Consider the following 26,931-nt stretch of genomic DNA (forward strand, 5'->3'; position numbering starts at 1 on the left):
CTGGCCGGGTGCTACGCCGCTCGGTACGCCGGCGGCTCGGCCGAGGCGACCGCGCGATCCACGATGTCTGCCGCGCGCACACCCGCGAACTCCGACTCCGGATCGACGATCACGCGGTGCGCGAGCACGGGCTGTGCCAGGTCGCGGATGTCGTCCGGCGTGACGAAGGTGCGCCCGGAGGCGATCGCCCAGGTCTTCGCGGCCCGTGCGAGGGCGAGCGCACCGCGGATGCTGACACCGAGTGCCGCATCCTTGTCGTCGCGCGTCGCCGTGACGATCTCGCTCAGGTAGCCCATGACGCTGGCGTCCGTGTGGACCTCGGACGCCAACTGCGCGAGGGTCGACACGGAGTCGGAGGCGATGATCGGGCGCACGGCGGACGCGCGGGACCGGTTGGACGAGTCGAGCAGGAGGTTGACGGTCGTCGCGTGGTCCGGGTAGCCGAGCGAGGTCTTGATGAGGAAGCGGTCGAGCTGCGCCTCGGGCAGCGAGTAGGTGCCCGCCTGCTCCACGGGGTTCTGCGTGGCGATCACGATGAACGGCGCGCCGACGGAGTGGCCGACACCGTCGACCGTCACGACGCCCTCCTCCATGACCTCCAGGAGCGCCGACTGGGTCTTCGGGCTGGCGCGGTTGATCTCGTCGGCAAGGACCACCGAGGCGAAGATCGGCCCGGGGTGGAACTCGAAACGACCGGTCGACTGGTCGTAGATGGTGACGCCGGTGACATCCGACGGCAGGAGGTCAGGCGTGAACTGGATGCGCGACTGCGTGCCTTCGACCGTGTTGGCGAGGGCCTTCGCCAGCACAGTCTTACCCGTCCCGGGCACATCCTCGAGCAGCACGTGGCCCCCGGAGAGCATCGCGGTGATCACCAGCCGGACGCTGTGCTCCTTGCCGAGGATCGCCTTGTCGACGTTCGCCACCAGTTGCGAGAACGCCCCGGCGAACCACTCCGCCTGCTCCTGTGTCACTGCCACTGCCGCATCTCCTTACTTGGACCAATCCTGAACACTGCTCTGCACCCCGTTCACGACCACGTACGCGCCCGGGAAGCCGCACCACGGATGCTGACCGTTCGGGCTGCCGCGGTAATGACCGCCTCCGCTGCCGTTCGTCGAGATCGAATACGCCGACGACAGCAGCCCCCCGTTGCAGTGGGCGTAGATGGTGAACGAACGGTTCGGAGGGAAGTCGTTGACCGTCACGTCGTACGTGTAGCTGTGCGCGTAACCGGGTTCGAGGTCGCCCTTCTTCAGGCTGATCGACGGCGACGGCGGCGGCGGGTCCTGCACCTGCACGGAGTTGGACGTCGCGTGAGGCCCGTCCTTACCGCCCGGGTTGGAGGCGTAGATCTCGAACGAGTAGGTGCCCTTGCCCTGGTTGTTCGCGTGGGCCGTCGTACCGTTCGTCGTCTGCCAGCCGCCGTTGTTGAGCTTGTAGTGGTAGGTCGCCTTGCCGCCGCCGGTGCCGTTCGGGTCAGACAATGCATCCCAGCTCATCGTCAGGTCGCTTGGGGCATCGCCGCTGCTCTTGATCGAGAGACCGCTGACCTTCGCCGGCGTCCCGTACGGCGTAACCGGCGTGCTTCCGGCCGACCGTTCACTCCACCCGTCGGCGTTCTGCGCCCGCACAGTGAACGAGTACGACTTGCCGTTCGTGAGGCCACCGATGGTCACATCCCCCACCGAAGTCGTCGCCACCGAGTGCGTCCCGTCGGTGACCTCATACTGCGTGATCGGCTTGCCGTTGTCGGCCGGCGCCTTGATCGCGACGGTGACCTTCCCGTCGCTTGCGCGCGGATCCGACGGCGCGCTCGGCTTCGACGGCACATCGTGGATGGTCACCCTCAGCTGCCCGATGGCCGAGGCGGTCCGCTTCGGATCCTTCGTGGCGTCCTCGACGTGGTAAACCACGTTCACCGCTCCGATGGCCGCCCCGGAGGCCGCGCTGACGCTGATCGACGACCCGGTGTGCGTCACTGTCACGCCAGACGGCGCGCTCTGTGCCGTCGCGTCCGTGATCGTCAGCGGCTGGCCCGGGAACGGGTTGACCCACTGGCCATCGCTCGACGCGCCGCTCAGGGTCGCGGTCTGCCCGCGCTTGACCTCTTCGGTCTGCGGCGGGTTCTTCTGCGTCGCGACCGGCCGGCTGGAGCTGACCACCTGCACGCTGACCGTCCCGTTGACCGTGTGGGTGCCCGAGCTGACCGTCACCGGAATGGTGGCCGTCTCCCCCGCCTGAGCGCCGAGCGGAGCGGACAGCGTCAGCGTCGATCCGCTCAGCGACGACTGGATCTTCGGGTTCGACGACGTTCCGCCAGAGTAGGTCAGCTTGCTCAGGATGTCCGGGTTCGGATGGAAGCTCGACGCGCGCAGGTCGACCGACAGCGGCGCCTCACCCGGCTCGATCTTCTCGCTCGGCGAGGTGAAGGTCGGCGCGACGTCGGACTGGTCCGGCTCGCCGACGGTGATCGGCAGCACGAGCGTCGTGACGCGGTCGGTGTTCTGACCCGATTCGCGGCCGTCGTTCACCTTGAAGGTGATCGCAGCCGGTCCGCGGTAACCCTTCGCCGCCGTGAACGTGAGCGTCTGCTCGTCACCGTACGACGATCCGCCCGAGCTGTTCGTCGCGCTCACGCCCGACGCGCCGGTGAGCTTGACGCCGCGACCGGAGGGGACGGTGAGGATGTCCGACAGCTTCCAGCTCTTCGACCCGTCCGCCTGCACGATCTGCTGCGGCAAGCCGTCGCGGATGCGCGGCGGAGCGGTCGCGTCGCCCTTGGGCGGGACGACGATGAACGCCGTGCCCTTCAGGCCGGTGACGGTGTCCGTCAGCGTGTATGCGATGGCGATCCGCCGCTCCCCCGGCTTCACCGCGATGCTGCCGTCGTCGCCGACGGACGCCGCCGAGGCGTTAGGACCCGTGACGTCGACCGTGAGGTCGTCGACCAGGCCGGACGGGTTCGTCGCGCCCTGCAGCGCGTTCACCTTCACGCTCTGCTTATTCGCCACTTCGTCCGGTTCGAGCACGTGGTCGATCGCGGTGGGCGGCACATCCTTCGCGTTCGGCGTGACGGTGACCTGGATGAATGCGCTCGCCACTCCGCCCTGACCGTTGGTGATCTGGTAGCGGACGACGAACGACCCTTCGTCCTTCGGCGCGGTGACCAGAACGATCTTGCCGTGCACGGACGCCTTGAGGCCGTCATCCACCTGCAGCAACTTCTTCTGGAGGGCGATCGCGTAGCCGTTGGGGTCGGAGTCGTTGTCGAGCACCGGGACGGCGATGGTGCGACCGGGCTTCACCTGCACCGGGTCGTTGACCGCGATCGGCGGCCGGACCTGGCCGGGGCGCGGGATGACCGCGATCGAGACCGTGCCGGTGGCCGACTTCCCGTACGTGTCCTTCACCTGATAGGTGAAGGTATCCGTGCCGGCGGAGTCGGGGTAGGCCTGGTAAGTGAAGGACCGGCTGGTGGAGTCGGAGATCCGGCCCAACGTGGGCTGCGTGGCGAGGCCGGAGAGCGACACCGAGTCGCCGTCCGGGTCGATGCCGTCGAGGGGCACATCCACCGGGACCGAGGAACCCGCGAACGCCCGCACGGTCAGCGGCTGCGGCTGCGGAGCGCGGTCGGAGCCCTTGTCGGGTCCGCCGACCACGAAGGTCACGGTCGCCTGCGCCTTCTGCCCGTACTTGTCGGTGATCCCGTAGACCACGTTGTACTGACCGGGCTCGGTGGGCGCCTGGTAGCGCACGGTCTCGCCGCTCACGAAGGCTTCGGCTCCGGACCCGGCGCCGCTCGCATCCCGCAGCTGCGCATCCAGCGTGAAGGGAGCGTTGTCGGGCGAGTAGTCGTTGTCCATCACGGGCACGGTGGCGACGTCGCCGGCGCGCACGGGCACCTGGTCGTCGACGGCCACGGGAGGCTGGTGCTGCACGAGCGGCGGGACAGGGACCACCGTGATCCCGGCCGTCGCCTCGTTGATGCCGTCGGAGACGACGTAGCTCAGCTGGACCTGCTGGGTGAGCACGGTCGGGGCCGTCACCTTCACCACGGCGTTGTCCAGAACCTCCACATTGAGGTCCTCCGCGCCCGTGCCGACGGTCACCGACCGCACGGCGAGAACGCGTCCGGAGGGCGAGACGTCGTTGTCGAGCACGGCGACGGAGGTCGGCTCGCCGGGGCGGACGTACGCCTTGTCGGTCACCGCGATCGGCGGCGCCTCGCTCGCTCCCTGCGCGGCGATGTCCACCCGCGCGAGCCCGGTGGTCGTCTTGGGGCCGGCACCGAGGGTGTACACGAGGTAGTACTGACCGGGCGAGTTGCTGCGCAGCGTGATCGTGCCGCGGGTCGTGTCGGTCGTCACCTGCGCACCGCTGCCGTCGAGGTTCGCGCCGACCAGTGTCAGCGGCTCTCCGGAGGGCGACTGGTCGTTGTCGAGGGGATGCAGCACCACTGGCCGGCCGGTGAAGCCGTCACCGAAGTCGGTCACCGCGACCGGGTCGAGGGTGCCCGCCGGCTTCACCGTGACGATCAGGCTGCCCGTGGCGGAGGCGCGGCCGTCCGAGATCGTGACGCGGACCTCCTTCGACCCCGCCTGGCCGGTCTTGCTGGTGAAGGTGACGTCGCCGTTCGGCTTGAACCGCACGTCGTCCTCGGTGGTCGCCGTCGCGGCGACCAGGCTCAGGTCGTCGCCGTCCGGATCCGCCCAGTCGTTGAGGACGTTGTAGGTGACGGACTGCCCCACCTCGGTCTGCGCGGTGCTCGACCGCGCGGACGCCGGGGCCGTATTGACCGCGGGCTGCTTGAGGGTCGCATCCACCTGGGCCGAGGAGGTGCCTCCGCGCCCGTCGTCGATCGAGTAGCGGAACGAGATGGTGCCGCTGAGCCCCTCTTTCGGGGTGAACTGGAGGGCGCGGCCGCCCTCCACCAGCTGCAGCTGCCCCTGCGCGGCGGGGATGGCCGACACGTCCGAGATGGTGAGCACGTCGCCGTCCGGATCGGTGTCGTTCGACAGCACGTGCAGCACGGTCGAGCGCCCCGGTCGCACGCCGTACGCGTCGTTCACCGCGATCGGGGGCCGGTTGACCTTCGTGCGCTGGGCGAGCGTGTCGGCGAAGGACTGCACGACCGGCTTCTCCTCGCCGGTGTCGCCCTGCACGGTGGTGTCGTTCGGCTTCAGCTGCGCCCAGTTCTGCACCAGCCGCATGTTCGAGGAGACCACCCAGGCATTGCCGTCGCGGAGGTTGTTGAGCGCGATCACGTTGTGATTGACGCGGAACTCGAGGTCGTCGCCGGCCACCGGCTGGTCGATGTCGATGCCGACCGGCTTCTTGCCGTCGCAGGCGTAGAGGTACCGGCCCGACCCGGACCACGCCCCGTACGAGCAGCTTCCGAGCCGCACCGGGGCGGACACGGCGTCGGGACCGCCCTTCGAGGTCGCTCCGGCCGCGCTTGCCGTGACCGTACCGCCGCCGAGCGGCACGCTCAGGAGGCTGTTCGCCGTCGCGACGACCGCCGCGCGGTCGTCCAGCCCCGGCTGCTGCAGCCGCAGCCCTTTCGCCGGCAGGTCGACCGTCGTTCCGCCGCCGGTGATGACGCGGTTGCGCTGGGTGTCGAGGACCACCGGCTGGTCACCGACCGCGCTGACCTGGAACGCCCCGGGCACCGGGAAGTCGCGGGAGTCCGCCTTCGCCCCAGGCCGGTCGACCGTCACCAGCCGCTTCCCCTTCGGCGCGACGACGAACGTCTTGCCGGACTTCGCGACCGTCAGCTTCGCTCCCCGGCCCACCTTCGCCGCGGGCTTCGTCTTCGAGCGGTCGAAGTCGAGGCGGCCGGCGGCGTCGAGCACCCAGAGCGATCCGTCCGGGGAGAGCACCGACAGAGTGGTCCCGCCGTAGCCGACCTGCGAATCCTCCGGGATCTGGATGCGGCCCCCGAGCGAGACGAACGCCGGGTCGATGCGGTCCACGGTTCCGTGCGGGAGGTCGGTGAGGAAATACGCCGCGCCGTCCTGCAGGACGTCGAGGTCGGCGCTCGCGCCGGTCACCGCCGCATCCAGCTCGTCGATCTGATGGTTGAGGCGGCCGCCGAGCAGCTTCTCGCCGTTGGTGACCCAGACGTCTCGCGTGTCGAGTTCGACCGCGTTGACCGGGAAGCCCTTGTGCAGGACGGCGATCGTCAGCGGGACCCCGGCGACGACGGCGAGAGCAGTGACTACTGCGAGCGTTTTCCGCTCTCGGAACCACGAACTCAACGAAACCAAGACTCTGCAATCCCCCGGGCCGGAAACGCGTCTACGCTAACACGACCCCACGACGCGTCCGTTATGGGGAGCACTCCCCATACCCCGGCCGATACCGCCGGGCCACGCGGGAAGCGCGTCAGTCGACCGCACCACCATCCTCCGCGTTCGCGGCCCGGTCAAGAGGCGCATCCGGGTCGGGCGCGGCCGCACGATCGAGCAGCGGCAGGTCCTCGACGCCGACCAGCCGGGTCGTCACCGCGTATTCCACCAGCCGTGCGCGCCGGTTCGTCGCCAGCTTGCCGCGGCCGCCGCGCAAGCCCGCGACGCCGAGCTTGTCGAGCTTGTCGCAGACGTTGTCGAGCTTGCGGTTGAACGTGGTCATGCTCCAGCCCAGCCGCTCTGCCGCCTCGGCCGAGCTCGGGATGGTGCCCCGGCCGGGAACGGTCTGGGTGAGCACCCCCTCGGCCAGCGCGACGATCAGCTGCCGCTGGCTGGTGGTCAGAGTCACCGGAAGCACCGTCGTGGAACCGCCAGAGGCATCCACCTGCACCGCGGTGTTGAAGTAGTCCTCGTCGCTGGAGATCGTGAAGTCGTAGGTCGTCGCGCCGGCGCTGAACATGACGTGCATCGTCTGGAAGACGATCGGCAGCTTCGCCCCGGGCGCCAGCCACGCCTGCATCGTCCCGGTCGCGTCGGTCACCGTCGCGGTGAGGAGCGTGCCGACGTTGCTCAGCCACCACATCCCGAAGTCGTGCCCGACCGTGAGGAAGCGGCGGTGCAGGTACGGGTTGTCGTCGATCGTCAGCTCGGCCTCGCGGCCGATCCCGAACTCGGTCCCGGCGTCGACGCTGTAGAGCTCGCCGCAGAACTCCACGGTGAGCGGCTTCACGGCGGCGGTGGTCACGGGGCGCAGGCCTTCAGCTGCTCGGACGTGCGCCCGGAGCGGACCGTGGCGACGTCGATGCAGACCGGAACGCCCGGGGTGAGCCCGGTGACGGTGACCCTCGGCTGGGCCGTGACGGACGGGCCGTTCGTCGTGCCCTCCTGAACCCAGGTGAACTGGTCGCCCTTCTGCGGGTCCTTCGTCTTCCACGTGAAGTCGGCGTTCGCGCCGTCCGCCGAGCGGACGGCCGACACCAGCACCGGCGGCGGGACGACCGTCACCGCGATGCTGCCACCGTCACCGGGGCCGGCATCGGGACCCGAGGGCGACGAGGGAGGAGTGAGCACGTTGGCGAGCACGGCGGCGACGATTACGAGGACCACGACGGCGGCGGCTCCTGCGCCGATCCAGGTGAGGAGTCGGCGGCGGGGGTCGCGGGCAGCCTGGTCGGGGACGTCGGCGGAGTCGTCGCCGGAGTCGTCGGCGCGGACGACTGCAGCGGCGGCGGCCTCGGCGACAGGCGCTTGCCGGGAACGCAAGACCGTGTGCTCGGGAGCGGACGCATCGCCTCCATCCGAACCCGCGGCGGGGACGCGCGCCGGCGCTTCGGGCGACACCGGGACCACGCCGCGCACTCGGGTCGCCTCCGGCTCGACGGCGGCCGGCGGCTCCGACGCGGCGACGCGGTCACGAGCGGGCGCCGGGCTGGGCGACTGCGCCCGGATGGTCGCGACCGAGCGGGCCCGCGTCTCCTGGTCGCCGTCGCCGGGGGTCGGCGCGGGCCGCGCATCCCGGAAACTGAGGTTCGGCACGTCGATGCTCGTCGGCGCAAGCCCGAGCTCGAGCTCCACCCGCTGCAGCGCACGCGCGAAGTCCACCGCTGTCGCGTAGCGGTCCTCGCGGCGCGTCGCCATGCCGCGACGCAGCGACGCCTCCAGTGACGCCGGGATGTCGTCACGATCGAGCGGGGTGATGACCCCGCGCTCGATGCGGCCCATGAGGTCGAGCGTGCCGTTGGACCGGCCCGGCACCTCGAACGGCGTGCGGCCGGCGAGGAGGGTGTGGACGGTCGCCGAGAGCGAGAAGATGTCGCTGCGCACATCCGGATCCGGGTCGTCCGAGAACATCTCCGGCGGCGACCACGGCACGCTGAGGCCGACACTGCGGCTGCCCGAGGTGGCCGTGTCCGACGGGGAGCGCCGCAGCTCGGACAGCGTCGTCGTGTGCACCGGCAGCTCCTCGAGCGCCGAGGCGATACCGAAGTCGGTGAGCGCCGGCCAGCCGAGGGCGTTCGTGAGCACGTTGGCCGGCTTGATGTCACGGTGCAGGATGCCCGCCGCGTGCGCGGTCGCGACCGCGCTGGAGAGCCGCACGCCGGTCCGCAGGGCGTCCTCGACGCCGATGCGCTCGCGCTTCAGCCGGTCGGCGAGGGACGGGCCGGAGCAGTACTCCATGACGAGGTACGGCCGGTCGTCGCCCGCGACTCCCGCGTGGAAGATCGTCACGATGTAGGGATGCGCAGACAGCCGCGCCATGACGTTCGCCTCGGCGACGAACCGTGCCCGGGCCGCCTCATCCACGCCGTCGGTCAGCAGGACCTTCACCGCGACGCTGCGCTTGGGAAGCTCCTGCTCGTAGAGGAAGACGTCGGAGAACCCGCCGGAACCGAGGAGACGGATGAAGTGGAAGCCGTCGAGCTCGGGCGGCTGCGAGGCCATGCGCCTCATCCGGCGGCCTCGACGGTCAGCGTCGCGCCGCTCCCCAGGTCGATCACCGTTCCGAGCACCACCGTGGTCGGTTCGCCGCTGCGCAGCTTCTGCGGCGACGTGCCGGGAAGGACGATCATCGTGCCGTTGCGGGAGTGCAGGTCCGTGACGACGACGCTGTCCCCCTCCACCGCGACGGCGACGTGGGAGCGGGAGATGTCGTCCTCGGCACTGGTGAGCGTCACCGGGCGGGCGCCGCGGAGCGACGGGACGGCCGAGATGCTCGGCGCGCGCCCGACGACGACGGGTGCGGAGAGCGGCTCACGCCGTCCGTCGGAGAGGAGCACGGCGAACCTTTGAGGCGCAGGCGCGGGCGGTGCCGCGTCCGCTTCGTCGGCTGACGGCCGCGACCGCTCCGGGAGGTCGCCGCTCATCACGGTCAGCCCGTCGTGGTCGCCCTCCAGCCGGCCGGCGGCGGGCGGGAACGAGTCGGTGATGAACCCCGGAAGGGCGATGCGAGGCGGGGCGGCCTCGTCCTCCTCGTCGGGACGCACGGCCGCATCCTCCACGCTCCGCATCATCGTCGCGCCGAACAGGTGGTCGTAGCCGGACTGGTCGGCGGGCTTCGCCGGCTCCGCGGGGGATGCGGCGGCCACGTCCGTGAAGGTGGCCTCGGGGACGCGCGTGTGCGGATCGGCCTCGGCTTCCGGCTCGGCTTCCGGCTCCGGCCCGGCCTCGGCCTCCGGCTCCGGCGCGAACGCCTCCACCGCGGGGCCGGCGACGATGTCCGGAACCGCATCCACAGGTCCCGTGTCGCGTTCCCGCCGGGGCGGCGCGGCGACCGTCGCGCCGACGTCCTCCGCGTCCTGAGCAGTGGACCACACCACGCCGACGGCCCGCACGACGCCTTCGACCAGCGGCAGCGCGTCGCCGGAACCGCTGGCACCGAGGGACACGGTGGCGGGGTCGACGAGCTGCGTCTCGACCCACGACGACACCCCGCTCGCCCGCACCTCGCGCTCGCGTCCGCTCTCGTCGACCGTCGCCGTCGCCATGCCGCGCACGGCCAGCAGCGCCGGTCGTGCGGACGTGTCGAGCAGCGCGAACGCCGGTGTCCGGCTCAGACCGTCGGCGACGAGCGCATCCAGCGTCTCAGCGAAGCCGGCCCGCACCGCCTCGAAATGGGCGAGCAGACGCGCCCGGTCGGTCTCGGCGACCAGCAGGATGCGCGAACCGCCCGCGACGACCGTCCACTCGCTCCGCTCCCCCGGCGTCGCCTGCTGCACCTCGAACACGGACGACCTACTCCCTCGGCTGCGTGTCTTCGAACTCCCGGCCGTCGTCGTCGTTTGCGCGGTCGCGCGTGTCGACGGGGGCCGGAGCATCATCCCCGGTCACCGATTCAATCACGATCACGGTGATGTTGTCGTGGCCGCCCGCCTCGTTCGCCGCGTCGACGAGCACAGACGCGGGGTCCGGATGCCCCTGGGCCAGGATCTCGGCGATCCGCTGATCGCTCAGCTCGCGGGTCAGTCCGTCCGAGCAGATCAGGAAGGTCTGGCGGCCCTGCTCCGCGACCAGTTCGGTGTCCGTGTCGACGAAGTCCTCGGCGCCCAGGGCACGCGTGATCACGTTGCGTTCGGGATGCACGGCGGCCTGCGCCTCCGTGATGAGTCCCGCATCCACCAGCTCCTGCACCGCGGAGTGATCGACGGTCAGCTGTCGCAGCTCCCGGCCGTCCCACGAATAGACGCGCGAGTCGCCGACGTTGACGACCATCCACTGCTCGGACGCCAGTTCCGGCACGCGCACGCGCACGATCCCTGTCAGCGTGGTCCCGGCGACGGCGGCTCCGGACTCGTCCGCACCCGACAGGGACCGCACGGCTGCGTTCGCCTCGTCGATGGCCGTCACGACCTCAAGCGGGGTCGGCCGGGTGCCCGGCTGAAGCGTGCGCGCCAGGCTCTCCACCGCGGTCCGGCTCGCCAGGTCGCCGCGGGCGTGCCCGCCCATGCCGTCGGCGACGACGAACACCGGATCCTGCGCCAGGGCGCTGTCCTCGTTGACGTGGCGGACCGCACCCGTGTCACTGCGGACGGTCACGCCGACGAGAGAGCTCATGTGGTGATGGTCCTCCGGATCTCGCGGCGCCATCCCGCGCCGGTCGGACCATCTTATGGTGGGCGGAGGCCTCAGGCGCGCGGATCCTCCTGCGCGCCGTCCACGGCGGGGGTCTCTGAGTCTGCCTCGTCGTCGTCAGCGTGGATGGCCTCGGAGATACTCGTGCCGCTCATCCGCAGCTTGATCAGGCTGGCGATGGTCGCGACCGCCATGGAACCGATGATCACGATCAGCGAGGTCCAGGTGCTGATGTCCGGCGCCCACTCGATGTGCTCACCGTTGTTGATGAACGGCAGCTCGTTCTCGTGCATGGCGTGGAAGACGAGCTTCACGCCGATGAAGGCGAGGATGAACGCGATCCCGTACTTGAGGTACACGAGCTTGTCGAGCAGGTGCCCGAGCAGGAAGTACAGCTGGCGCAACCCCATCAGCGCGAAGACGTTGGCGGTGAACACGATGAACGGGCTCTGGGTGATCCCGAAGATCGCCGGGATGGAGTCGAGCGCGAACAGCAAGTCCGTCGTCCCGAGCGCCAGGAACACGATGATCAGCGGCGTGAACATGCGCCGGCCTGCGACCGTGGTGCGCAGCTTGTTGCCCTCGTACTGCGTCGAGACCTTCAGGTGGCGCCGCGCGAACCGGATGAACCACGTGTCCTCGCCGCCCTCGTCGTCGTGCTTGCCGAACGCCTGGTTGAAGGCCGTCCACAGCAGGAACGCGCCGAACAGGTAGAAGATCGCGCTGAAGCTCGCGATGAGGCCTGCGCCGAGCAGGATGAACACACCGCGGAACACCAGCGCCAGGATGATGCCCACCATCAGCACTTCCTGCTGATACTTCCGGGGCACCGCGAACCTGCCCATGATGATCACGAACACGAACAGGTTGTCGATGCTCAGGCTGTACTCGGTCAGCCACCCGGCAAGGAACTGCCCGGCGTGCTCCGCATCCCCGATCAGCAGCATGAGCAGCGCGAAGATCAGCGCGAGCGCCACATAGAACGACACCCAGAGCGCCGACTCCTTCGGGCTCGGGATGTGCGGCCGCTTGAAGACGATCAGCAGGTCGAAGGCGAGGATCAGCACGAGCGCCACGAAGGACGTGATTTCGAACCAGAGGGGCAGGGCGACTTCCACGGGGGAACCTTTCGAGGGGCGTCGGACATCGACCGAAAGTCTCTCCCGCACCTGACGGTGCCGCTGTGCCCGGGCCCCCTGCGTCGCGGACCGTGATGACGTGCACAGCGCCGGCTCTCTGGGCCGTGCTCGCGCCCGCCCTGAGGCCGTCCGGGATACTCCCCTTCGCTTCCGACAGCTTAGTGCCGGAGCGAGGGCGGGCGTAGTGTGCAGCCGTGGAACGGGTGGGATTCGACAGCTCGGTGATCGCGTCGGCGGGCTACGACCCGTCGGCCCGCGTGCTCGAGATCGAGTTCGTGTCCGGCGAGGTGTACCGCTACTTCCTCGTCCCCGCCCGGAAGTGGCGGGAATTGCGCGACGCCGAGTCGGCGGGCGCCTACTTCGGGTCCGCGATCCGGGGCCACCATCCGGAGGAGTGGATGCCGAAGGACGCAACGCCGTGAGCGCTTCCGGTCGCCGTTATGCTCAGTGAGCGGAAACGGCCGATAATGCCCGACGGACTGTTCCTCGCACTGAGATGGGACCGTGGATGCTGCAACCGACAGAAGCTGTCGACGTTCTTCGCCGAAACAGCGTTCGTGAATCGGGGAACCCTGCCGGTCGCCCGATCGTTTTCGCGCACGGCTTCGGCTGCAGTCAGGAGATGTGGCGCAGGGTCCTCCCCCACTTCGAGTCCGACTACCGCGTCATCGTCTTCGACCACGTCGGCGCAGGCGACTCCGATCTCGCGGCGTACGACCGCGCGAAGTACGACTCGTTGCACGGGTATGCGGACGACGTCCTCGAGATCCTCGACGCGCTGTCCCTGGAAGACGTGGTCTTCGTCGGCCACTCGGTCAGCGCCATGATCGGCGTGCTGGCCGCGAACCGCGCACCCGAGCGATTCGGCCGGCTCGTGCTGGTCGGCCCCTCCCCCCGCTACATCGACGACGGCGACTACATCGGCGGATTCACCCGGCCGGACATCGACGGACTCCTCGACACGCTCGACGGCAACTACCTTGGCTGGTCGGAGGCGATGGCACCCGTCATCGCGGGCAATCCTGACCGTCCGGAGGTAGGGGCCGAGCTGACGGCCAGCTTCTGCCGCACCGACCCTGCCATCGCCGGCCACTTCGCGCGGGTCACTTTCCTCTCGGACAACCGCGCCGACCTCCCCGAGGTGACCGTGCCGACGGTGGTGCTGCAGTGCGCGGAGGACGCCATCGCGCCCGTGCCCGTCGGTCTGTACGTTCACGAGCGGATTCCGGGCAGCACCTTCATCCAGTTGGCGGCGAGCGGGCATACGCCTAACCTGTCGGATCCGGACGAGCTGGCTGACGCCATCCGGAGCTCGCTGGGATGACGCTGGTCGACGAACTGTACGACCACGCACCCTGCGGACTCGCCACGATGACCGAGGACGGCCGGATCGTGCGGGCCAACGCGACGTTCGCCACATGGACGGGTCTTGCCCTCGATCGTCTCGCCGGCACGCGCCTGACCGACCTGCTCGAACCGGGTGCCCGGATCTTCTACGAGACGCGCTTCCTCCCCGTGCTTCACCTGCAGGGCGAGGTGCGGGAGGTCGCTCTGTCGCTCCGCACCGCGCACGACGCCGCGCTGCCGGTGCTGGTCAACGCCGTCCTCGACCGGACCGGCGCGGCCCCGGTGGTGCATGTCGCGGTCTTCGACTCGAGCCGCCGGCAGGACTACGAGCGCCAGCTGCTGACCGCCCGCCGCGAAGCGGAGGCGTCCGAGGCGCGGACCCGGGTGCTGCAGAACGCGACCACGGCGTTCGGTGACAGCGAGACCGTCGAACTGCTCGCGCAGGCGCTCGCCGAGAGCGCACGGGAAGCGCTCGGCGCGACGGCCGCCGCCGTCTTCCTCGACGGCCACGAGCCGCACCTGGTCGGAGGGACCGTCCCGCTCGACGCCGCACTCCTGCCCGGCGGGCTGCCCGCGGATCCCCTCCCGGCCGACGGCATCTCCAGCTGGTCCGTGCGCGACGAGCTGGCGCATCCCGACGCCGCCACCGCCCTGCGCGCCGCCCGCCTCGACTCGATGCTCGCCACGCCGCTCGTCTACGGCGGCGCGTCGCTCGGGACACTCGCCTGCTACTTCTCTCGTCCACCGGAACTCGACGAGCACGCCGTCGAACTGCTCGGGTCGCTGTGCCGTCAGGCGGCTCAAACGGTCGCCCGGCTCCGGCTGCAGACGCAGCTGGCGGCCATCGCCCTCCACGATCCGCTCACCGGACTCGCCAACCGGGTGCTGCTGCGAAGCCACATCACCGCCAGCGTCGCCTCGGCGATCGAACTCCGAGAGCCCCTCGCGCTGATCTTCGTCGACCTCGACGACTTCAAATCCGTCAACGACGAGCTCGACCACACCGCCGGCGACACCGTGCTGAAGCTGATCGCCTCACGCCTCGTCTCCGCGGTGCGCGGGGACGACCTGGTCTGCCGCTACGGAGGCGACGAGTTCATCGTCGTCTGCCAGAACACCGACCATGAGCGCGCGGCGGCGATCGCCGAGCGCATCCGTGTCGCCATCAAGCAGCCGCTCCACGACGACGGCTGGCAGCGCACCGTCACCGCCAGCGTCGGAGTGACGGTCCACACCGCGAGCCCGTCCCGGCTGCTCAGCGGACCCGAACTGCTGCGCGTCGCCGACCGGGCGATGTACCGGTCGAAGGATCGCGGCAAAGACCAGGTCAGCGTTATCGCGCTGTAGCGGGGCTTCGGCCGACCTGCGCCATCATTGTGCCCTGACGTCGGACTTCGACTGGGCTCGGTTCGCTGACGCCTTTTGGGGATGACCCCATTCGCCGCTGCCGCTCAACAGACACGATCTGGCAGAGGGCGAGAGTTTGCCGTTTGGCCTGTCGACGGGGTACGCGTCCACTTCATTCCTGGTCGGGACGGCGCGATTTTCGACGTCGACCTCCGGGAGCGTTGGTGCCCGCGCAACCTCCCATGCGTTGAGTAGGAAGATCGTCTCGCGCTTCGCGTAGCGCGTTCCTCTGCCGAGTCGTGGCAGCGGGCCTTAGGTTGGCGTTATGGCGAAGTCGACGTGGAAGGTTCCTCTGGTCGGCCTCGCGATCGTCGTCGGACTAGGCGGAACGCTGATCGGGGCAAACGCGCTCTTGAACCCCGCATCGGATGGTCCGACCGCAGGCGGTCCGGTCCCTGGCGCCGACGCAACGCTCTCCTCGACGGCGCACACCTACATGGAGGCCGCAAAGCAGGACGACTGCGATATGACCCGCGCCCTCACCACTTCCAACACGACGGCGTGGTGCGACCGTCCTCGGCTGCTCTCGTACACATTTCTCGGCCGCACCGGCGACGACGGCGAGTGCATGGCGTACACGGTCACCACCGACACCGGCCTCGACGGCACCGACGAGGGCGGGACCGAACCGTGGTCGTTCTGTTATCGCCTAACAAAGGCGGGATGGCGGCTCTGGGATCAGGGCCAGGGCTGACACGCCGCAGTGACTGGACACCATCGGATCCCGCCGTGCAGATGGTCCTGAACGCCGAACTGGACAAACTTCCTAGCGGCGGGACAGTCTGTGCATCACCCTGGATGTCTACGGATTCTCAACACCCGTCGGCGGGTAAGAAAAAAGCCCGCTTCCCTTGTGAAATAAGGGAAGCGGGCAGTTGTGACCCCAGCGGGATTTGAACCCGCGTTACCGCCGTGAGAGGGCGACGTCCTAGGCCGCTAGACGATGGGGCCGTCTGGCAACTAGAAGATCATGCCACAGATGGGGTTCGGGTGCCAAAACGGGACGGGCGTCCCGGGCGCGTCGGGTGGGTGCATCCTGTCAGGCGAGAAGGCGGAGCGCTCCGGGCGCCACGGCGACCTCGATCGGCAGCGGACCGATGCGCTCACCGTCCGCGTAGGCGACGATGTCGTCGGCCTCGATACGCACGCCCGACACCGGCAGGATGGTCACCTCCGGGAGGCCGGTGTGCTCACCTCGGAACACCTTCGGGAACATGCGCAGGAAGCGCACCCGGGACATCCGCGCGACGATGAAGAGGTCGAGCAGACCGTCGGCCAGGTCGGCGTCCGGGACGATACGCATCCCGCCGCCGAGGGACCGGTTGTTGGCCACCGACACCAGCATGGCCTCGACTTCGATGAGGCGCCCGTCGGCGTGGATGCGGTACTGGCGCGGTTTCAGCGTGGCGAGCTCGCGGAGGAGGGCGACGATGTAGCGGCTGCGCCCGCGCGGGCGCGTCATCAGATTCGCGCGCTCGTTCACCGTCGCGTCGAAGCCGGCCGAGACGACGCATCCGAACCAGGTGGTGAGTTCGCCGTGACGGATCGTGCCGGCGTCGATGGTGCGCGGTTCGCGCTGGAGCGCGTCCAGCACGAAGTCGATCGCCGCCTCCGTGTCCTTCACGGGGATGCCGAGGCCGTCGGCGAGGTCGTTGCCGGTGCCGCTGGGGACGATGCCGAGCGGGATGCCGCTGGTCGCCACGAGGTCGATGCCGAGGTTCGCCATCCCGTCGCCTCCGACGACGACCAGCGCGTCGGTCGGCTCCTGCAGCGCCCGCGCCGTCTCGCGCCGGAGGAGCTCGATGTTGGCCTCGTCCATGGCGGTCACCCGGTGCCCGGCCTGGCGGAGGCGCTGGATGACGCGCGGCCCCACCTCACGTCGGTGGCCGAAGGAGGCCATGGGGTTGACCGCGACGACCACGGCCCGCGGAATTGCGGTCACAGTGCCTGATGATGACACATGCAGCCGCCGTCGACGCCGCAGGCCGCGGTGTCTGTCGGCTTCGGACTCCGGGTCAGAGACGCACCTGGGTCACAGACGCACCCGGGTCACAGACGCACCTGGGTCACAGGCGCACCCGGCGCAGGAGCTGGGCGTTGATCGCGACCACGATCGTGGACAGCGACATCAGCACTGCGCCGAACGCCGGGGACACGACCACCCCGAGACCGATGGCCACGCCCGCCGCGAGCGGGAGCGCGATCACGTTGTACCCGGTGGCCCATGCCAGGTTCTGCAGCATCTTGCGGTAGGTGGCGGCGGAGAGCGTGATCACCTTGGCGACACCGCGCGGGTCGCTGGAGGCCAGCACGACCCCAGCCGACTCGATCGCGACGTCGGTTCCGGCACCGATGGCGATGCCGACATCCGCTTGCGCGAGCGCAGGGGCATCGTTGACGCCATCGCCGACCATCGCGACGCGCGAGCCGTCGGACTGCAGGCGCGCCACTGTTCCGGACTTGTCGCCGGGAAGCACCTCGGCGAACACCTCGTCGATGCCGAGCTCCGCGGCGACGGCCTCGGCGACCGCGCGGGAGTCGCCGGTGAGCATGGCGACACGGACGCCACGATCGCGCAGCGAGCGCACGGCCTCCCGCGACTCGGGACGGATGACGTCCGCCAGCGCGATCATGCCGGCGACCCGGTCGTCCCGGAGGACATAGACGACCGTCTGGCCCTCGGCGGCGGCTCGGTCAGCGGCGGCCCGCACGGACTCCCCCGTGGTCAGTCCCCGCTCGGCGAGCAGGCGGGGAGCGCCCACGACGACCGTCTCGCCGCCTACCGAGGCGGATGCGCCCCGACCGCCGAGCGCCTGGAACTCGGCGACCGGCGCGATCGTCAGCCCGCGCTGTCGCGCCTCCCGGACGATGGCGGCTCCGATCGGGTGCTCGGCCGGAGCCTCCACAGCGGCGGCGAGCGCCAGCAGGGCGGCCTCGGCCGCCTCCTCAGATCCGTCCTCGGCGGCAACCGCGGCGACGCCCTGGCGGCCCTCGGTGAGGGTGCCGGTCTTGTCGAAGAGCACGACATCCACGCGGCGGGCGTCCTCCATGGCGTGCCGGTCACGGATCAGAAGGCCGTTCCGGGCGCCCAGGGCGGTAGAGATCTGCGCGACCAGCGGGATCGCCAGTCCCAGCGCGTGCGGGCAGGCGATGATGAGCACTGTGACGACGCGCTCGAGCACGAACGCCGGGTCACCCGGGCGCAGCAGGGTCCAGACGATCAGAGTAACGGTGGCCACGGCGAGCGCGACGTAGAACAGCCAGGCCGCGGCGCGGTCGGCCAGCACCTGGGTGCCCGACTTGCTGGCTTGGGCCTCGGAGACGAGCTTCATGATTCCCGCGAGCGCGGTGTCGCCGCCGGTACGCGTCACCCGGACCACGAGGGAGCCACTGCCCGAGATGCTTCCGGCGACCACCTGCTCCCCCGAGCCGCGTGTCACCGGCTTCGATTCGCCGGTCAGGAGCGACTCGTCCAGTTCGCTCCGGCCGTCGACGATCTCGCCGTCGGCGGGCACAGCGGACCCGGGACGCACGCGGACGAGGTCTCCCACACGCAGGTTGCTCACCGCGACGTACTCCGGCTCGGCATGCACGTCGCTCACCCGCTCCGCCGTATCCGGCAGCAGCTTGGCGAGCTCGCCGAGAGCATCCTGGGCTCCCATCACCGCCGACATCTCGATCCAGTGCCCGAGCAGCATGATCAGGATGAGGGTGGCGAGCTCCCACCAGAAGTCCATGCCCGGCAGGCCCAGCGTCACCGCGAGGCTGTAGCCGAAGGCGACGACGATCGCCAGGGAGATCAGCGTCATCATCCCCGGCTGCTTGGCGCGCAGTTCGTCGACGGCTCCCCGGAGGAAGACCAGCCCGCCGTAGAAGAAGATGACGACACCGAAGAGTGCGGGGATGTACTGGCTGCCGGGGAACCGCGGACCATCGAGGCCCAGGATCTCCTGCAGCCCCTGCGAGAAGACGAGTGTCGGGATCGTCAGGACGAGCGTCAGCCAGAACTTCCGCCGGAAGATCGCGGGGTCGTGTCCGGCATGGCCCGAATGGTCGTGGCCGGCGTGGCCGGAATGGTCCGAATGGTCGTGACCGGCGTCCGCGCCGTGATGATGCGCGTGCTCGTCATGATGCGCGTGCTCGTCATGATGCGCGTGCTCGTCATGATGCGCGTGCTCGTCGTGATGCGCGTGCTCGTCATGGTGTGACGGCTGCTGGATGGTCGTGGGCTCGTTCTTCTCGTCCATATCGCGTCCAACGGTACCCCCTAGGGGTATATTCCTCAACCGAGCCGCGAACCGCACCCCACCCGCGCTCAGCTTGCGGACGCATCCCATCCGGTATTTTCTGGACCCATGAGACTCACCAAGTTCGAACATGCCGGCCTGCTCCTCGAACAGGACGGACAGAAGCTGTTCGTCGACCCCGGAAGCTTCACCTCGCCGCTGACGGACACCGCGAATGCCGTCGGCGTCGTGATCACGCACGAGCACCCGGACCACTGGACGCCGGAGCAGCTGAACCGCGTGCGCGACCTCTCCCCCGAGGTGACGATCTACGGCCCGGAGGGCGTGGCGGCGGCAGCATCGGACTTCGACATCACGGTCGTCCACCCCGGCGACACGATCGAGGCGGGGCCGTTCACGTTGCGCTTCTTCGGCGGCACGCATGCGGTGATCCACGAGAGCATCCCGGTCGTCGACAACGTCGGTGTGCTCATCAATGACTCCCTTTATTACGCGGGAGATTCCTTCTTCGTCCCGGAGGACGTCGAGGTCGACCTGCTCGCCGCGCCCGCCGGCGCCCCCTGGATGAAGGTCGCCGAGACCATGGACTACGTGCTCGCCGTGAAGCCCAAGCGCAGCTTCCCCATCCACGAGATGGTCCTCTCGCGCGCGGGCAAGGACATGTCGAACGCGCGCCTCACCTGGGCGACCGAGCAGAACGGCGGCACCTTCTACCCGCTGGAGCCCGGCGACTCCCTGGACGTCTGACCGTTGGAGCGACCGGCGGTCGTCTGGTTTCGCGACGACCTGCGCGTGGCCGACAATCCGGCTCTGTCGGCAGCGGCCGCATCGGGCCGCCCGGTGCTGTGCGTCTTCGTCTGGGACGAGGAGACGCCGGACCTCCGCGCGCCCGGCGGGGCGGGTCGATGGTGGCTGCACCATAGCCTGGCGTCTCTCGCCGAGTCGCTCGAACGGCTGGGCGCACGCCTGACGATTCTGCGAGGCCCGAGCGAGCGCGTGATCGCACAGCTGCTGGCCGAGACCGACGCGGAGGCGATCTTCTGGAACCGTCGCTACGGCGGGGTCGAGCGGCAGATCGACGAGGCCGTGAAGACAGCCGCTCGGGATGCCGGGCTCGAGGCAACGAGCTTCGGTGCGAACCTCCTCTTCGAGCCGTGGACCATCCAGACCGGCCAGGGAACCGCGTTCTCCGTCTACACCCCGTTTTGGCGCGCGTGCCTCTCGGCGCCCGAACCGCGCAAGCCTGGGCCGGCCCCGCGCACGCTCCACGGCGCGACTCCTCCCGCCTCCCTGAAAGCCGTCGCCCTGGACGACCTCGGACTGCTCCCGACCCAGCCCGACTGGGCCGCCGGCCTCCGCGAGGCGTGGACGCCGGGCGAACAGGCCGCCCACGAGCAGCTGGAGCGCTTTCTCACCGACGATGTGCGCTCCTACCGCGAGGAGCGCGATGTGCCGGGCGTGGACGCCACCTCTCGTCTTTCGCCACGGCTGCGCTGGGGAGAGCTCAGCCCGCACCAGGTCTGGCATGCGACGACGAAGCGCCGCGACCGTGCCACGGCGGAGGGCAGCTCGACCTTCTTGGCGGAACTCGGCTGGCGCGAGTTCGCCTACCACACGCTTTTCGAGCATCCCGACCTGGCGACCGTGAACATCCATCGCGAGTACGACTCCTTTCCCTGGCCCCCGCTCGATGAGTCGGCGTTGCGGGCCTGGCATCAGGGTCGCACCGGCGTGCCACTGGTGGATGCGGGGATGCGGGAACTGTGGACAACCGGCGTCATGCACAACCGTGTGCGCATGGTGACCGCGTCGTTCCTCATCAAGAACCTGCTCATCGACTGGCGCCTGGGCGAGCAGTGGTTCTGGGACACGCTGGTGGACGCCGACCCGGCCAACAACGGTTTCAACTGGCAGTGGATCGCCGGAAGCGGAGCCGACGCAGCGCCCTACTTCCGCGTGTTCAACCCGAAGTTGCAGCGCGAGAAGTTCGACAGCCAGGGCGATTACGTGCGCCGCTGGGTGCCCGAATGGGACACGCCTGAGTACCCCGACGCGATCGTCGACCTCAAGGAGACCCGGCGAGCGGCCCTTGCGGCTTACGACGCCGTCAAACGCTCACGCTGAGCTGTCAACGACAGTGTCAGCGCCCGTGTTCGGCGAGGATCTGGTCCACGTCGATGCGCCGGAGCAGCGACTCCCAGTCGAGCGCTCGCGCCTCGTCCGCGACCTCCTCCTCGGCGAGCACCTTGCCGTTGCGCTCGACCACCACGCCGCGCGGCAGCATCCTGTTCAGTTCGGCGAGGATGGCGTCGTCGACGGCTTCTGTGTCGAAGTCGGCGCCGACCCGGGCGAAGTAGTCGCCGGAGACGGTGTAGGAGACGATCCCGGTTTCGATGCGGCTCATGCTCCGCATGCTAGCCGGTCGGGGTCGGCCGCCGTCAACCGCCGTCAATCGCGACCCACGCGCGTACAGTGCCCCGCATGACCGATCGACCGGATGAGACAGCAACCCCGCGCGACACCGACGAGCTGACCGACGCCGTCACCGAGCTCGGCGCCACCGACACCGACCGCCTCGAAACGGTGCAGCAGCGCAACGAATCGCTTGAGGAGCGCCTGCCCGGCCCCGAAGACCTTCCCCGCACGCAGGGCTCCCCCGGTCAGGGGTAGCCGCTCCGATCTGGCCCCGGCCGGGGACTGGGTGCGGCCCACCGCGGTCGGTACGTTCGTGGAGTGAGTGGACAGCGGATGCGCGACCGAGCCCCGGGGGCTGCGGTGATGGAGCAGGTCGTGCGGCTGCAGGAGGCCTCGCCCCGCCGCTCACCGCTCGCGCGCGCCTTCGGCGTCGACCCGTTGCCGCAGGATGCGCATCCCTGGTTCTCCGGCGCTCTGGGCGAGCGCGAGGTCGGTGCCGCGCTGACGCGCCTGCCGCACGGATGGAGTGCGTTCCACGCGGTCCCCGTCGGCTCGGGCGAAGCGGATGTCGACCACCTGGTCGTCGGACCGGGCGGGGTCTTCGTCGTGAACACCAAGCACCACCGCGGGGGAAAGGTAACGGTCTACCAGCGCGCGATCTGGGTGAATGGGGTCAAGCAGCCGTACCTCCGCAACTCCGACCTCGAAGTCGCACGCATCCGCGGCCTGCTGTTGCGCGCCGGAATCGACACGCCCGTGCATCCGGTCATCGCCGTCGTCGGGGCGAAGGAGGTCCGCTTCCGTCAGCAGCCGGCGCGGGCGACCCTGCTGCGTGCCGAGTCCCTGGTGCGCTGGCTGACCAGACGACCTGCCTCGTTGGATGCGGAGACGGTCACGCGGGTCGCACGCCTCTTCGACGACCCGGCGAGCTGGCGCCCGTTGGAGCCGTGGGCGGACACCGCCGAGCGTTTCTGCGCGATCGAGCGCGAGGTGCGGACCGCACAGCTCGTGCGCGCCGGCTGGGGCGTCGCCGGCGGGCTGGGGATGCTCGCGGTGGCGCTGCCGTTCCTGCCGCACTGATCTGGCAGCCGCACGGACGCTGTCAGGCGCCCCGTCAGGCGACGCGCGCGGTGGTGCGCATCGTGAGCACGACGGCGCCGTCGGCTTCCGTCGACTCGAGCCGCACCTCCACCCCGGCAAGCTCCGCCAGCGACCGCAGGTGCGTGCCGCCGCACGGGATCTCCACCGCACCCTCCGGCAGCGAGGCGCGCCAGTACCGCCGGTCGCCGAGTCCGAGCCGGCCGCCGTCGCGGACGATCGACACCGGGGCTGCCCTGGCCACCCAGTCGGCGAGCACCCGGTCGACGGCGGTGGTGATCCCCTCCAGACCCGTCGCGAGTTCTGCGGCGGCGAATCCCTTCTTCCGCAGGCTCTTGCCGATGCGGTACTCGTCGACGGAACCGCCCTCCAGGATGCGCGAGCTCGTGATGGCCAGCTGGTCGAAGTTCGGTCGGCCGCGGCCATCCACCACCACGTCCTTCGTCCACAGACCGGACAGCGCCTCGTTGAGCGCGAGGGACGCGAGGTGGCACGCCGTGTGGCCGGCCGACAGCGCGCGGCGACGGGCCGCGTCGACGCTCACCGCGACCGCATCGCCCTCGGCGAGACCGGTGGCGTCGTCGACGAGATGGCAGACGACGAACGCCCAGCCCTTCGTTCCGGTGCGCACGGGCGCGTCGCCGACGTGCAGCACCGTGCCGTCGGTGGCTCCGACGACGGCATCCACCACCGCGTAGCTGCGGCCGCCGGCCGTCAGCGTCCCCTCGTCGGCGGGCTGGTCGGGCCACACCGCGTCGACGGGGTGGAAGGCCGTGCGGTCGAGGACCACGGCCGTGCGCCCGTCGGCCAGCGGCTCGAGGTGGAGCACGGTGCCGGTGGAGGTGAGGTCGCCGTCGGGGTAGGTGACGGCGGTGTCGGTGCTGGGGAGCGTCATCCCTCCAGCCTAGGCGGCGGCGTTCGGGAGCTGGCCGGTGGCGGCGCAGCGCCCCCGTACGGCACCATGAGGGCATGGCGAACACCGGCGACCAGCCCTGGCAGCGCGTCCCCATCGACCCCCAGAGGGTCGACGCTCCGCTCTCGCGCGCGGCCGTCTTCCTGGTCGTGACCGTCGGCGACACTCCGGAGGCGCTGACCTCCGTGAAGGATGTGCTCGGCGGGATCACCGACCAGGTGAAGACCGTCGGCTTTCGCGACCTCGGCGCCCGGCTCTCCTGCAACGTCGGGATCGGCGCCGACCTCTGGCGGCGCATCACCGACACCCCGCCGCCGCGCGAGCTGCATCCGTTCCGCGAGATCGCCGGACCGGTGCACACCGCTGTGTCGACGCCCGGTGACCTGCTCTTCCACATCCGTGCCGAGCGCTCCGACTTCACCTTCGAGCTGGAGCGCCAACTGCTCGACTCGCTCGGCGACGCCGTCCAGGTGGTGGATGAGGTGACCGGCTTCCGCTACTTCGACGCCCGCGACCTGCTCGGGTTCGTCGACGGCACGGCCAACCCGGCCGGCGGCGACATGGCCGACGCCACCACGGTCGCCGACGAGGACCCGGAGCACGCCGGCGGCAGCTACGTCGTCGTGCAGAAATACCTGCACGACCTGTCCTCCTGGAGCCGACTGCCCGTTCCCTCGCAGGAGGGTGTCATCGGACGCACCAAAGTGGAGAACATCGAGCTGGATGACGCCGAGCACGGCCAGAAGTCGCACAAGACCCTCGCCACGATCGTGGACGAGGCGGGGGTCGAGCACGACATCCTGCGCGACAACATGCCGTTCGGGCGGCCGGGTCACGGCGAGTACGGAACCTACTTCATCGGGTACTCCCGCGCGCTGTGGGTGATCGAGCGGATGCTGGAGCGCATGTTCGTCGGCGACCCGGAGGGCAGCTACGACCGCATCCTGGACTTCTCGACGGCCTCGACGGGAAGCACCTTCTTCGCGCCGACGCGGAGCTTCCTGGAGTCGCTCGGCAGCTGAGACTAGGGGATCCCGGCAATAGGCAAAGCAAGCCTGTATACCCTACTGATCTGCAAAGTCACTGAAATGCCAGCATTTTCGTATCGGATACGTTGCTGCCAGTTGCCAATTCGGCGCAGCGATCGATGGAGATATGAAATGAACCGAGTGGTAAGAGTGACTGCTGCCGGTGGCATCGCGCTGGGACTGGTGCTTGGGGCTGGGGTCACTGCGGCGAACGCCGATGAAGCGCCGGACTCGGCCGAGATCGTGTTCGACGAGTTCGTGGAAGCGCTGAAGGTCGACGAAACCACGGACGCTGCGCTCGCGCAGAAGTTCGACCGACTACCCGACGCCGAACAGGAGCGGCTTGCGGACGCGATCGAGGAGAACCCGCTGTCCGTGCTCACCTTCACAGCCGGCGAGCCGACTCTGACCTCCGTCACGGCAACCGCCGCCGAACCGGCGCTGGCGCCAAAGAACGCCACCTCGGCCAAGCGCGCGACACGAAGCATTGTGACTGCTGCCGCTGAGCCGACGGTACGAAACGTTGCCAGCGGTCTCCACATTCGGACTGTCGCCTCCAACCCTCGGTACACGGCCACTTACCCGGTGAACGCGAGCCTGTTCGGGATCGCTACCGGCACCTTCACCATGCGATACGTCTTCGAAGCCACCTCAATCGCCGTCACCCGCAACCTGGAGTGCACCGGCTGGTTCACCGGAGCAGCCGGAATCTGGAACATCGGCACGAGCCAAAGCAACTACATTTCGGGCGGCACGGGTGTCTGCACAATCAACTACCGGATGTCGTTGGCCTTCAAGGGGAGTTTCTTCTCGGCCAACAAGCAGCAGCAGCTCCAATACAAGGGCACCAGGCTCACCAGTGCGACCCTGAAGAACATCTAGCCATGACCGCGCCTGCCGAACCTCGCACCCGCGCCAGCGCGACCGACCGATGGCTACTGGTCGCCTCCGTCGTCGTCAGCGGTATGGCCGTGTTCGCGCAACTTGCTCTCATCGGTGCGGTCGGTCTCTTGGTCTGGGTATCCGTGCGATTGGCCGGTCAACGGCCTCGTTCGGTGGCGCTGCTGACGACCTCGATCATCGTGCTCAGTTTGTCAATCGTCATTGCACTGGCAATCGGGATCGCTACCGCCACTGTTTCCGATCCGGGCACAGGGCACGTGACTCTCACCCCGGGCGGATAGTCCCGTCGCACAAGACCCTGGCGACGGTCGTCGACGAGGCGGGGGTCGAGCACGACATCCTGCGCGACAACATGCCCTTTGGGCGGCCGGGCCATGGCGAGTACGGCACCTACTTCATCGGGTACTCCCGCGCGGCTGTGGGTGATCGAGCGGATGCTGGAGCGCATGTTCGTGGGCGACCCGGAGGGCAGCTACGACCGCATCCTGGACTTCTCGACCGCGGCGACCGGCTCGACCTTCTTCGCGCCGACCCGGAGCTTCCTGGAGTCGCTCGGCAACTGACGGCGCCGCCGCAGCCGCACCTGGCCGAGGGCGATGCCCGCGAGCACGATCGCGAGCCCGGTCAGCTGGCGACCGGTCAGCACCTCCCCGGCCACCAGCGCACCGAGCACGACGCCGGTGACGGGGTTGAGCAGCCCGATGAGTCCCACCGTCGCCGCCGGAAGGTGTCGTAGTCCCGCGAACCAGACGACGAAGGCCAGCGCGGTCGCGACGACGGTGACGTAGGCGAAGCCGGCGAACGCGGCGCCGTCGAGCAGCGGCGGCGCGCCTTCTACGACGACAGCGAGTGGCAGCACGAGGAGGCCGCCGGCGAGCAGTTGCCAGGCGGTGGAGGCGACGATGTCGACCGCGCCCCAGCGGGTCGCGAGGGCGTAGCCCACCGCGGAGGACACGAGGGCGACCACCGCGAGCACGATGCCGATCGGGTCGACGGCGTCGGCGCCGCCGAACAGCATGAGGCCGACCCCGGCGATGCCGGCCGCTCCCCCGGTCAGTGCCAGGATGCGCGGCCGCTGCCCGAGCACGACCCGCGCCGCCGCCATCATCACGAGTGGCGACGCCGCCATGACGGTTGCGGCCACACCGGAGGGCAGCCGCTGGGCCACCGCGTAGACGAGGGCGAAGAAGCCGCCGGTGTTCAGCATCCCGAGGAGCGCCGATCGCCACCACCACGCGCCGTGCGGCCGTCTCCTGCTCAGGACGAGCAGCAGCAGCCCGGCCGGCAGCGCCCGGATGACCGCACCCCACAGCGGCTCCGCGGGGAGCACGGCCCGAGTCACGACGTAGGTCGAGCCCCAGGCGATCGGTGCGATGGCGGTGAGGAGCATCCAGCGCCAGGCGCCGCTCCACGAGATAGCTTCCATGGAAGTTACTTTAGCTTCCATGGAAGGTA

At 69.6% G+C, this 26,931-nt stretch carries 23 protein-coding genes, 1 tRNA gene and 1 pseudogene; 12 read left to right on the forward strand and 13 right to left on the reverse strand.

The window, feature by feature from the left end; translation table 11 throughout:
* Window positions 1-11 precede the first annotated feature (11 nt).
* The 7 genes from AB4Z18_RS10120 to AB4Z18_RS10150 form a co-directional block, all read right to left on the reverse strand.
* Complete coding sequence (locus AB4Z18_RS10120) at window positions 12-974, reverse strand: AAA family ATPase (RefSeq protein WP_441783007.1); 963 nt, start codon at window positions 972-974, stop codon at window positions 12-14.
* Window positions 975-992: 18 nt separating this feature from the next.
* Window positions 993-6,260 (reverse strand): Ig-like domain-containing protein, encoded by a 5,268-nt coding sequence (locus AB4Z18_RS10125; protein WP_441782550.1) that lies wholly within the window; start codon window positions 6,258-6,260, stop codon window positions 993-995.
* 127 nt (window positions 6,261-6,387) lie between these two features.
* On the reverse strand, window positions 6,388-7,155 hold the full coding sequence (locus AB4Z18_RS10130) for a hypothetical protein (RefSeq protein ID WP_441782551.1): 768 nt from the start codon (window positions 7,153-7,155) through the stop codon (window positions 6,388-6,390).
* Window positions 7,152-8,852 carry a protein kinase domain-containing protein gene (locus AB4Z18_RS10135; protein WP_441782552.1) on the reverse strand — a complete coding sequence of 567 codons (1,701 nt, stop codon included), beginning with the start codon at window positions 8,850-8,852 and terminating at the stop codon, window positions 7,152-7,154. Before AB4Z18_RS10135 ends, AB4Z18_RS10130 begins: the two co-directional genes overlap by 4 nt.
* 5 nt (window positions 8,853-8,857) lie before the next feature.
* A complete protein-coding gene (locus AB4Z18_RS10140; protein WP_441782553.1) occupies window positions 8,858-10,135 on the reverse strand; it encodes an FHA domain-containing protein in 1,278 nt (425 codons plus the stop codon).
* A gap of 7 nt (window positions 10,136-10,142) precedes the next feature.
* Window positions 10,143-10,961 carry a PP2C family protein-serine/threonine phosphatase gene (locus tag AB4Z18_RS10145; RefSeq protein WP_441782554.1) on the reverse strand — a complete coding sequence of 273 codons (819 nt, stop codon included), beginning with the start codon at window positions 10,959-10,961 and terminating at the stop codon, window positions 10,143-10,145.
* 71 nt (window positions 10,962-11,032) lie between these two features.
* A complete protein-coding gene (locus AB4Z18_RS10150) occupies window positions 11,033-12,097 on the reverse strand; it encodes a TerC family protein (RefSeq protein ID WP_441782555.1) in 1,065 nt (354 codons plus the stop codon).
* Window positions 12,098-12,312: 215 nt separating this feature from the next.
* On the opposite strand from AB4Z18_RS10150, the gene AB4Z18_RS10155 reads away from it, so the two are divergent.
* From AB4Z18_RS10155 to AB4Z18_RS10170, 4 genes are all read left to right on the forward strand, one after another.
* Entirely contained in the window at window positions 12,313-12,540 is a 228-nt protein-coding gene (locus AB4Z18_RS10155) for a KTSC domain-containing protein (protein ID WP_441782556.1), read from the forward strand.
* Between the two features lie 86 nt (window positions 12,541-12,626).
* Window positions 12,627-13,442, forward strand: a complete 816-nt coding sequence (locus AB4Z18_RS10160; RefSeq protein WP_441782557.1) for an alpha/beta fold hydrolase — start codon at window positions 12,627-12,629, stop codon at window positions 13,440-13,442.
* Window positions 13,439-14,812, forward strand: coding sequence for a diguanylate cyclase (locus AB4Z18_RS10165; protein WP_441782558.1), 1,374 nt, complete (start codon window positions 13,439-13,441; stop codon window positions 14,810-14,812). The genes AB4Z18_RS10160 and AB4Z18_RS10165 overlap by 4 nt, the downstream gene beginning before the upstream one ends.
* Window positions 14,813-15,137: 325 nt before the next feature.
* The gene (locus AB4Z18_RS10170; protein WP_441782559.1) at window positions 15,138-15,566 is read left to right on the forward strand and encodes a hypothetical protein; all 429 of its coding nucleotides are present in this window, start codon (window positions 15,138-15,140) and stop codon (window positions 15,564-15,566) included.
* Window positions 15,567-15,750: 184 nt separating this feature from the next.
* On the opposite strand, the gene AB4Z18_RS10175 is transcribed toward AB4Z18_RS10170, so the two are convergent.
* The 3 genes from AB4Z18_RS10175 to AB4Z18_RS10185 form a co-directional block, all read right to left on the reverse strand.
* A tRNA-Glu gene (locus AB4Z18_RS10175) sits at window positions 15,751-15,823 on the reverse strand.
* A gap of 88 nt (window positions 15,824-15,911) precedes the next feature.
* Window positions 15,912-16,814: a YegS/Rv2252/BmrU family lipid kinase gene (locus AB4Z18_RS10180; protein WP_441782560.1), complete on the reverse strand. Its 903-nt coding sequence runs from the start codon at window positions 16,812-16,814 to the stop codon at window positions 15,912-15,914.
* Window positions 16,815-16,938: 124 nt separating this feature from the next.
* Window positions 16,939-19,119 (reverse strand): heavy metal translocating P-type ATPase, encoded by a 2,181-nt coding sequence (locus tag AB4Z18_RS10185; protein WP_441782561.1) that lies wholly within the window; start codon window positions 19,117-19,119, stop codon window positions 16,939-16,941.
* A 108-nt stretch (window positions 19,120-19,227) separates the two neighbouring features.
* On the opposite strand from AB4Z18_RS10185, the gene AB4Z18_RS10190 reads away from it, so the two are divergent.
* Window positions 19,228-19,866 carry an MBL fold metallo-hydrolase gene (locus AB4Z18_RS10190; protein WP_441782562.1) on the forward strand — a complete coding sequence of 213 codons (639 nt, stop codon included), beginning with the start codon at window positions 19,228-19,230 and terminating at the stop codon, window positions 19,864-19,866.
* Window positions 19,867-19,869: 3 nt separating this feature from the next.
* A complete protein-coding gene (locus AB4Z18_RS10195) occupies window positions 19,870-21,243 on the forward strand; it encodes a cryptochrome/photolyase family protein (protein WP_441782563.1) in 1,374 nt (457 codons plus the stop codon).
* A gap of 16 nt (window positions 21,244-21,259) precedes the next feature.
* Here AB4Z18_RS10195 and AB4Z18_RS10200 read toward each other — a convergent pair whose 3' ends face one another.
* Window positions 21,260-21,523 carry a hypothetical protein gene (locus tag AB4Z18_RS10200; protein WP_441782564.1) on the reverse strand — a complete coding sequence of 88 codons (264 nt, stop codon included), beginning with the start codon at window positions 21,521-21,523 and terminating at the stop codon, window positions 21,260-21,262.
* Window positions 21,524-21,600: 77 nt separating this feature from the next.
* On the opposite strand from AB4Z18_RS10200, the gene AB4Z18_RS10205 reads away from it, so the two are divergent.
* Both AB4Z18_RS10205 and AB4Z18_RS10210 read left to right on the forward strand, forming a co-directional pair.
* Entirely contained in the window at window positions 21,601-21,789 is a 189-nt protein-coding gene (locus AB4Z18_RS10205) for a hypothetical protein (RefSeq protein WP_441782565.1), read from the forward strand.
* 63 nt (window positions 21,790-21,852) lie between these two features.
* Window positions 21,853-22,614 carry a nuclease-related domain-containing protein gene (locus AB4Z18_RS10210; protein WP_441782566.1) on the forward strand — a complete coding sequence of 254 codons (762 nt, stop codon included), beginning with the start codon at window positions 21,853-21,855 and terminating at the stop codon, window positions 22,612-22,614.
* A gap of 34 nt (window positions 22,615-22,648) precedes the next feature.
* Here AB4Z18_RS10210 and AB4Z18_RS10215 read toward each other — a convergent pair whose 3' ends face one another.
* Window positions 22,649-23,527: a metal-dependent hydrolase gene (locus tag AB4Z18_RS10215; protein WP_441782567.1), complete on the reverse strand. Its 879-nt coding sequence runs from the start codon at window positions 23,525-23,527 to the stop codon at window positions 22,649-22,651.
* Between the two features lie 74 nt (window positions 23,528-23,601).
* Here AB4Z18_RS10215 and AB4Z18_RS10220 point away from each other — a divergent pair, with 74 nt between their 5' ends.
* From AB4Z18_RS10220 to AB4Z18_RS10235, 4 genes and pseudogenes are all read left to right on the forward strand, one after another.
* Complete coding sequence (locus AB4Z18_RS10220) at window positions 23,602-24,567, forward strand: Dyp-type peroxidase (RefSeq protein WP_441782568.1); 966 nt, start codon at window positions 23,602-23,604, stop codon at window positions 24,565-24,567.
* A gap of 66 nt (window positions 24,568-24,633) precedes the next feature.
* Window positions 24,634-25,455 (forward strand): hypothetical protein, encoded by an 822-nt coding sequence (locus tag AB4Z18_RS10225; RefSeq protein WP_441782569.1) that lies wholly within the window; start codon window positions 24,634-24,636, stop codon window positions 25,453-25,455.
* Between the two features lie 2 nt (window positions 25,456-25,457).
* On the forward strand, window positions 25,458-25,757 hold the full coding sequence (locus AB4Z18_RS10230; RefSeq protein WP_441783014.1) for a hypothetical protein: 300 nt from the start codon (window positions 25,458-25,460) through the stop codon (window positions 25,755-25,757).
* A 5-nt stretch (window positions 25,758-25,762) separates the two neighbouring features.
* A pseudogene (locus AB4Z18_RS10235) lies at window positions 25,763-26,039 on the forward strand (Dyp-type peroxidase); the annotation flags it as partial.
* Here AB4Z18_RS10235 and AB4Z18_RS10240 read toward each other — a convergent pair.
* On the reverse strand, window positions 25,949-26,902 hold the full coding sequence (locus AB4Z18_RS10240; protein WP_441782570.1) for a DMT family transporter: 954 nt from the start codon (window positions 26,900-26,902) through the stop codon (window positions 25,949-25,951). The pseudogene AB4Z18_RS10235 and the gene AB4Z18_RS10240 sit on opposite strands and share 91 nt — an antisense overlap.
* Window positions 26,903-26,931: the final 29 nt, after the last annotated feature.

Origin of the sequence: Leifsonia sp. 2TAF2 (genome assembly GCF_052115085.1) — a bacterium.
Classification (GTDB): Bacteria; Actinomycetota; Actinomycetes; order Actinomycetales; family Microbacteriaceae; genus Leifsonia.

Coding starts and splice junctions, on each gene's coding strand:
- AB4Z18_RS10135 (WP_441782552.1), bottom strand. CDS start 8,852: ATGGCCTCGCAGCCGCCCGAGCTCGACGGCTTCCACTTCATCCGTCTC.
- AB4Z18_RS10145 (WP_441782554.1), bottom strand. CDS start 10,961: ATGAGCTCTCTCGTCGGCGTGACCGTCCGCAGTGACACGGGTGCGGTC.
- AB4Z18_RS10160 (WP_441782557.1), top strand. CDS start 12,627: ATGCTGCAACCGACAGAAGCTGTCGACGTTCTTCGCCGAAACAGCGTT.
- AB4Z18_RS10165 (WP_441782558.1), top strand. CDS start 13,439: ATGACGCTGGTCGACGAACTGTACGACCACGCACCCTGCGGACTCGCC.
- AB4Z18_RS10170 (WP_441782559.1), top strand. CDS start 15,138: ATGGCGAAGTCGACGTGGAAGGTTCCTCTGGTCGGCCTCGCGATCGTC.
- AB4Z18_RS10185 (WP_441782561.1), bottom strand. CDS start 19,119: ATGGACGAGAAGAACGAGCCCACGACCATCCAGCAGCCGTCACACCAT.
- AB4Z18_RS10190 (WP_441782562.1), top strand. CDS start 19,228: ATGAGACTCACCAAGTTCGAACATGCCGGCCTGCTCCTCGAACAGGAC.
- AB4Z18_RS10200 (WP_441782564.1), bottom strand. CDS start 21,523: ATGAGCCGCATCGAAACCGGGATCGTCTCCTACACCGTCTCCGGCGAC.
- AB4Z18_RS10205 (WP_441782565.1), top strand. CDS start 21,601: ATGACCGATCGACCGGATGAGACAGCAACCCCGCGCGACACCGACGAG.
- AB4Z18_RS10215 (WP_441782567.1), bottom strand. CDS start 23,527: ATGACGCTCCCCAGCACCGACACCGCCGTCACCTACCCCGACGGCGAC.
- AB4Z18_RS10220 (WP_441782568.1), top strand. CDS start 23,602: ATGGCGAACACCGGCGACCAGCCCTGGCAGCGCGTCCCCATCGACCCC.
- AB4Z18_RS10225 (WP_441782569.1), top strand. CDS start 24,634: ATGCCAGCATTTTCGTATCGGATACGTTGCTGCCAGTTGCCAATTCGG.
- AB4Z18_RS10230 (WP_441783014.1), top strand. CDS start 25,458: ATGACCGCGCCTGCCGAACCTCGCACCCGCGCCAGCGCGACCGACCGA.
- AB4Z18_RS10240 (WP_441782570.1), bottom strand. CDS start 26,902: ATGGAAGCTATCTCGTGGAGCGGCGCCTGGCGCTGGATGCTCCTCACC.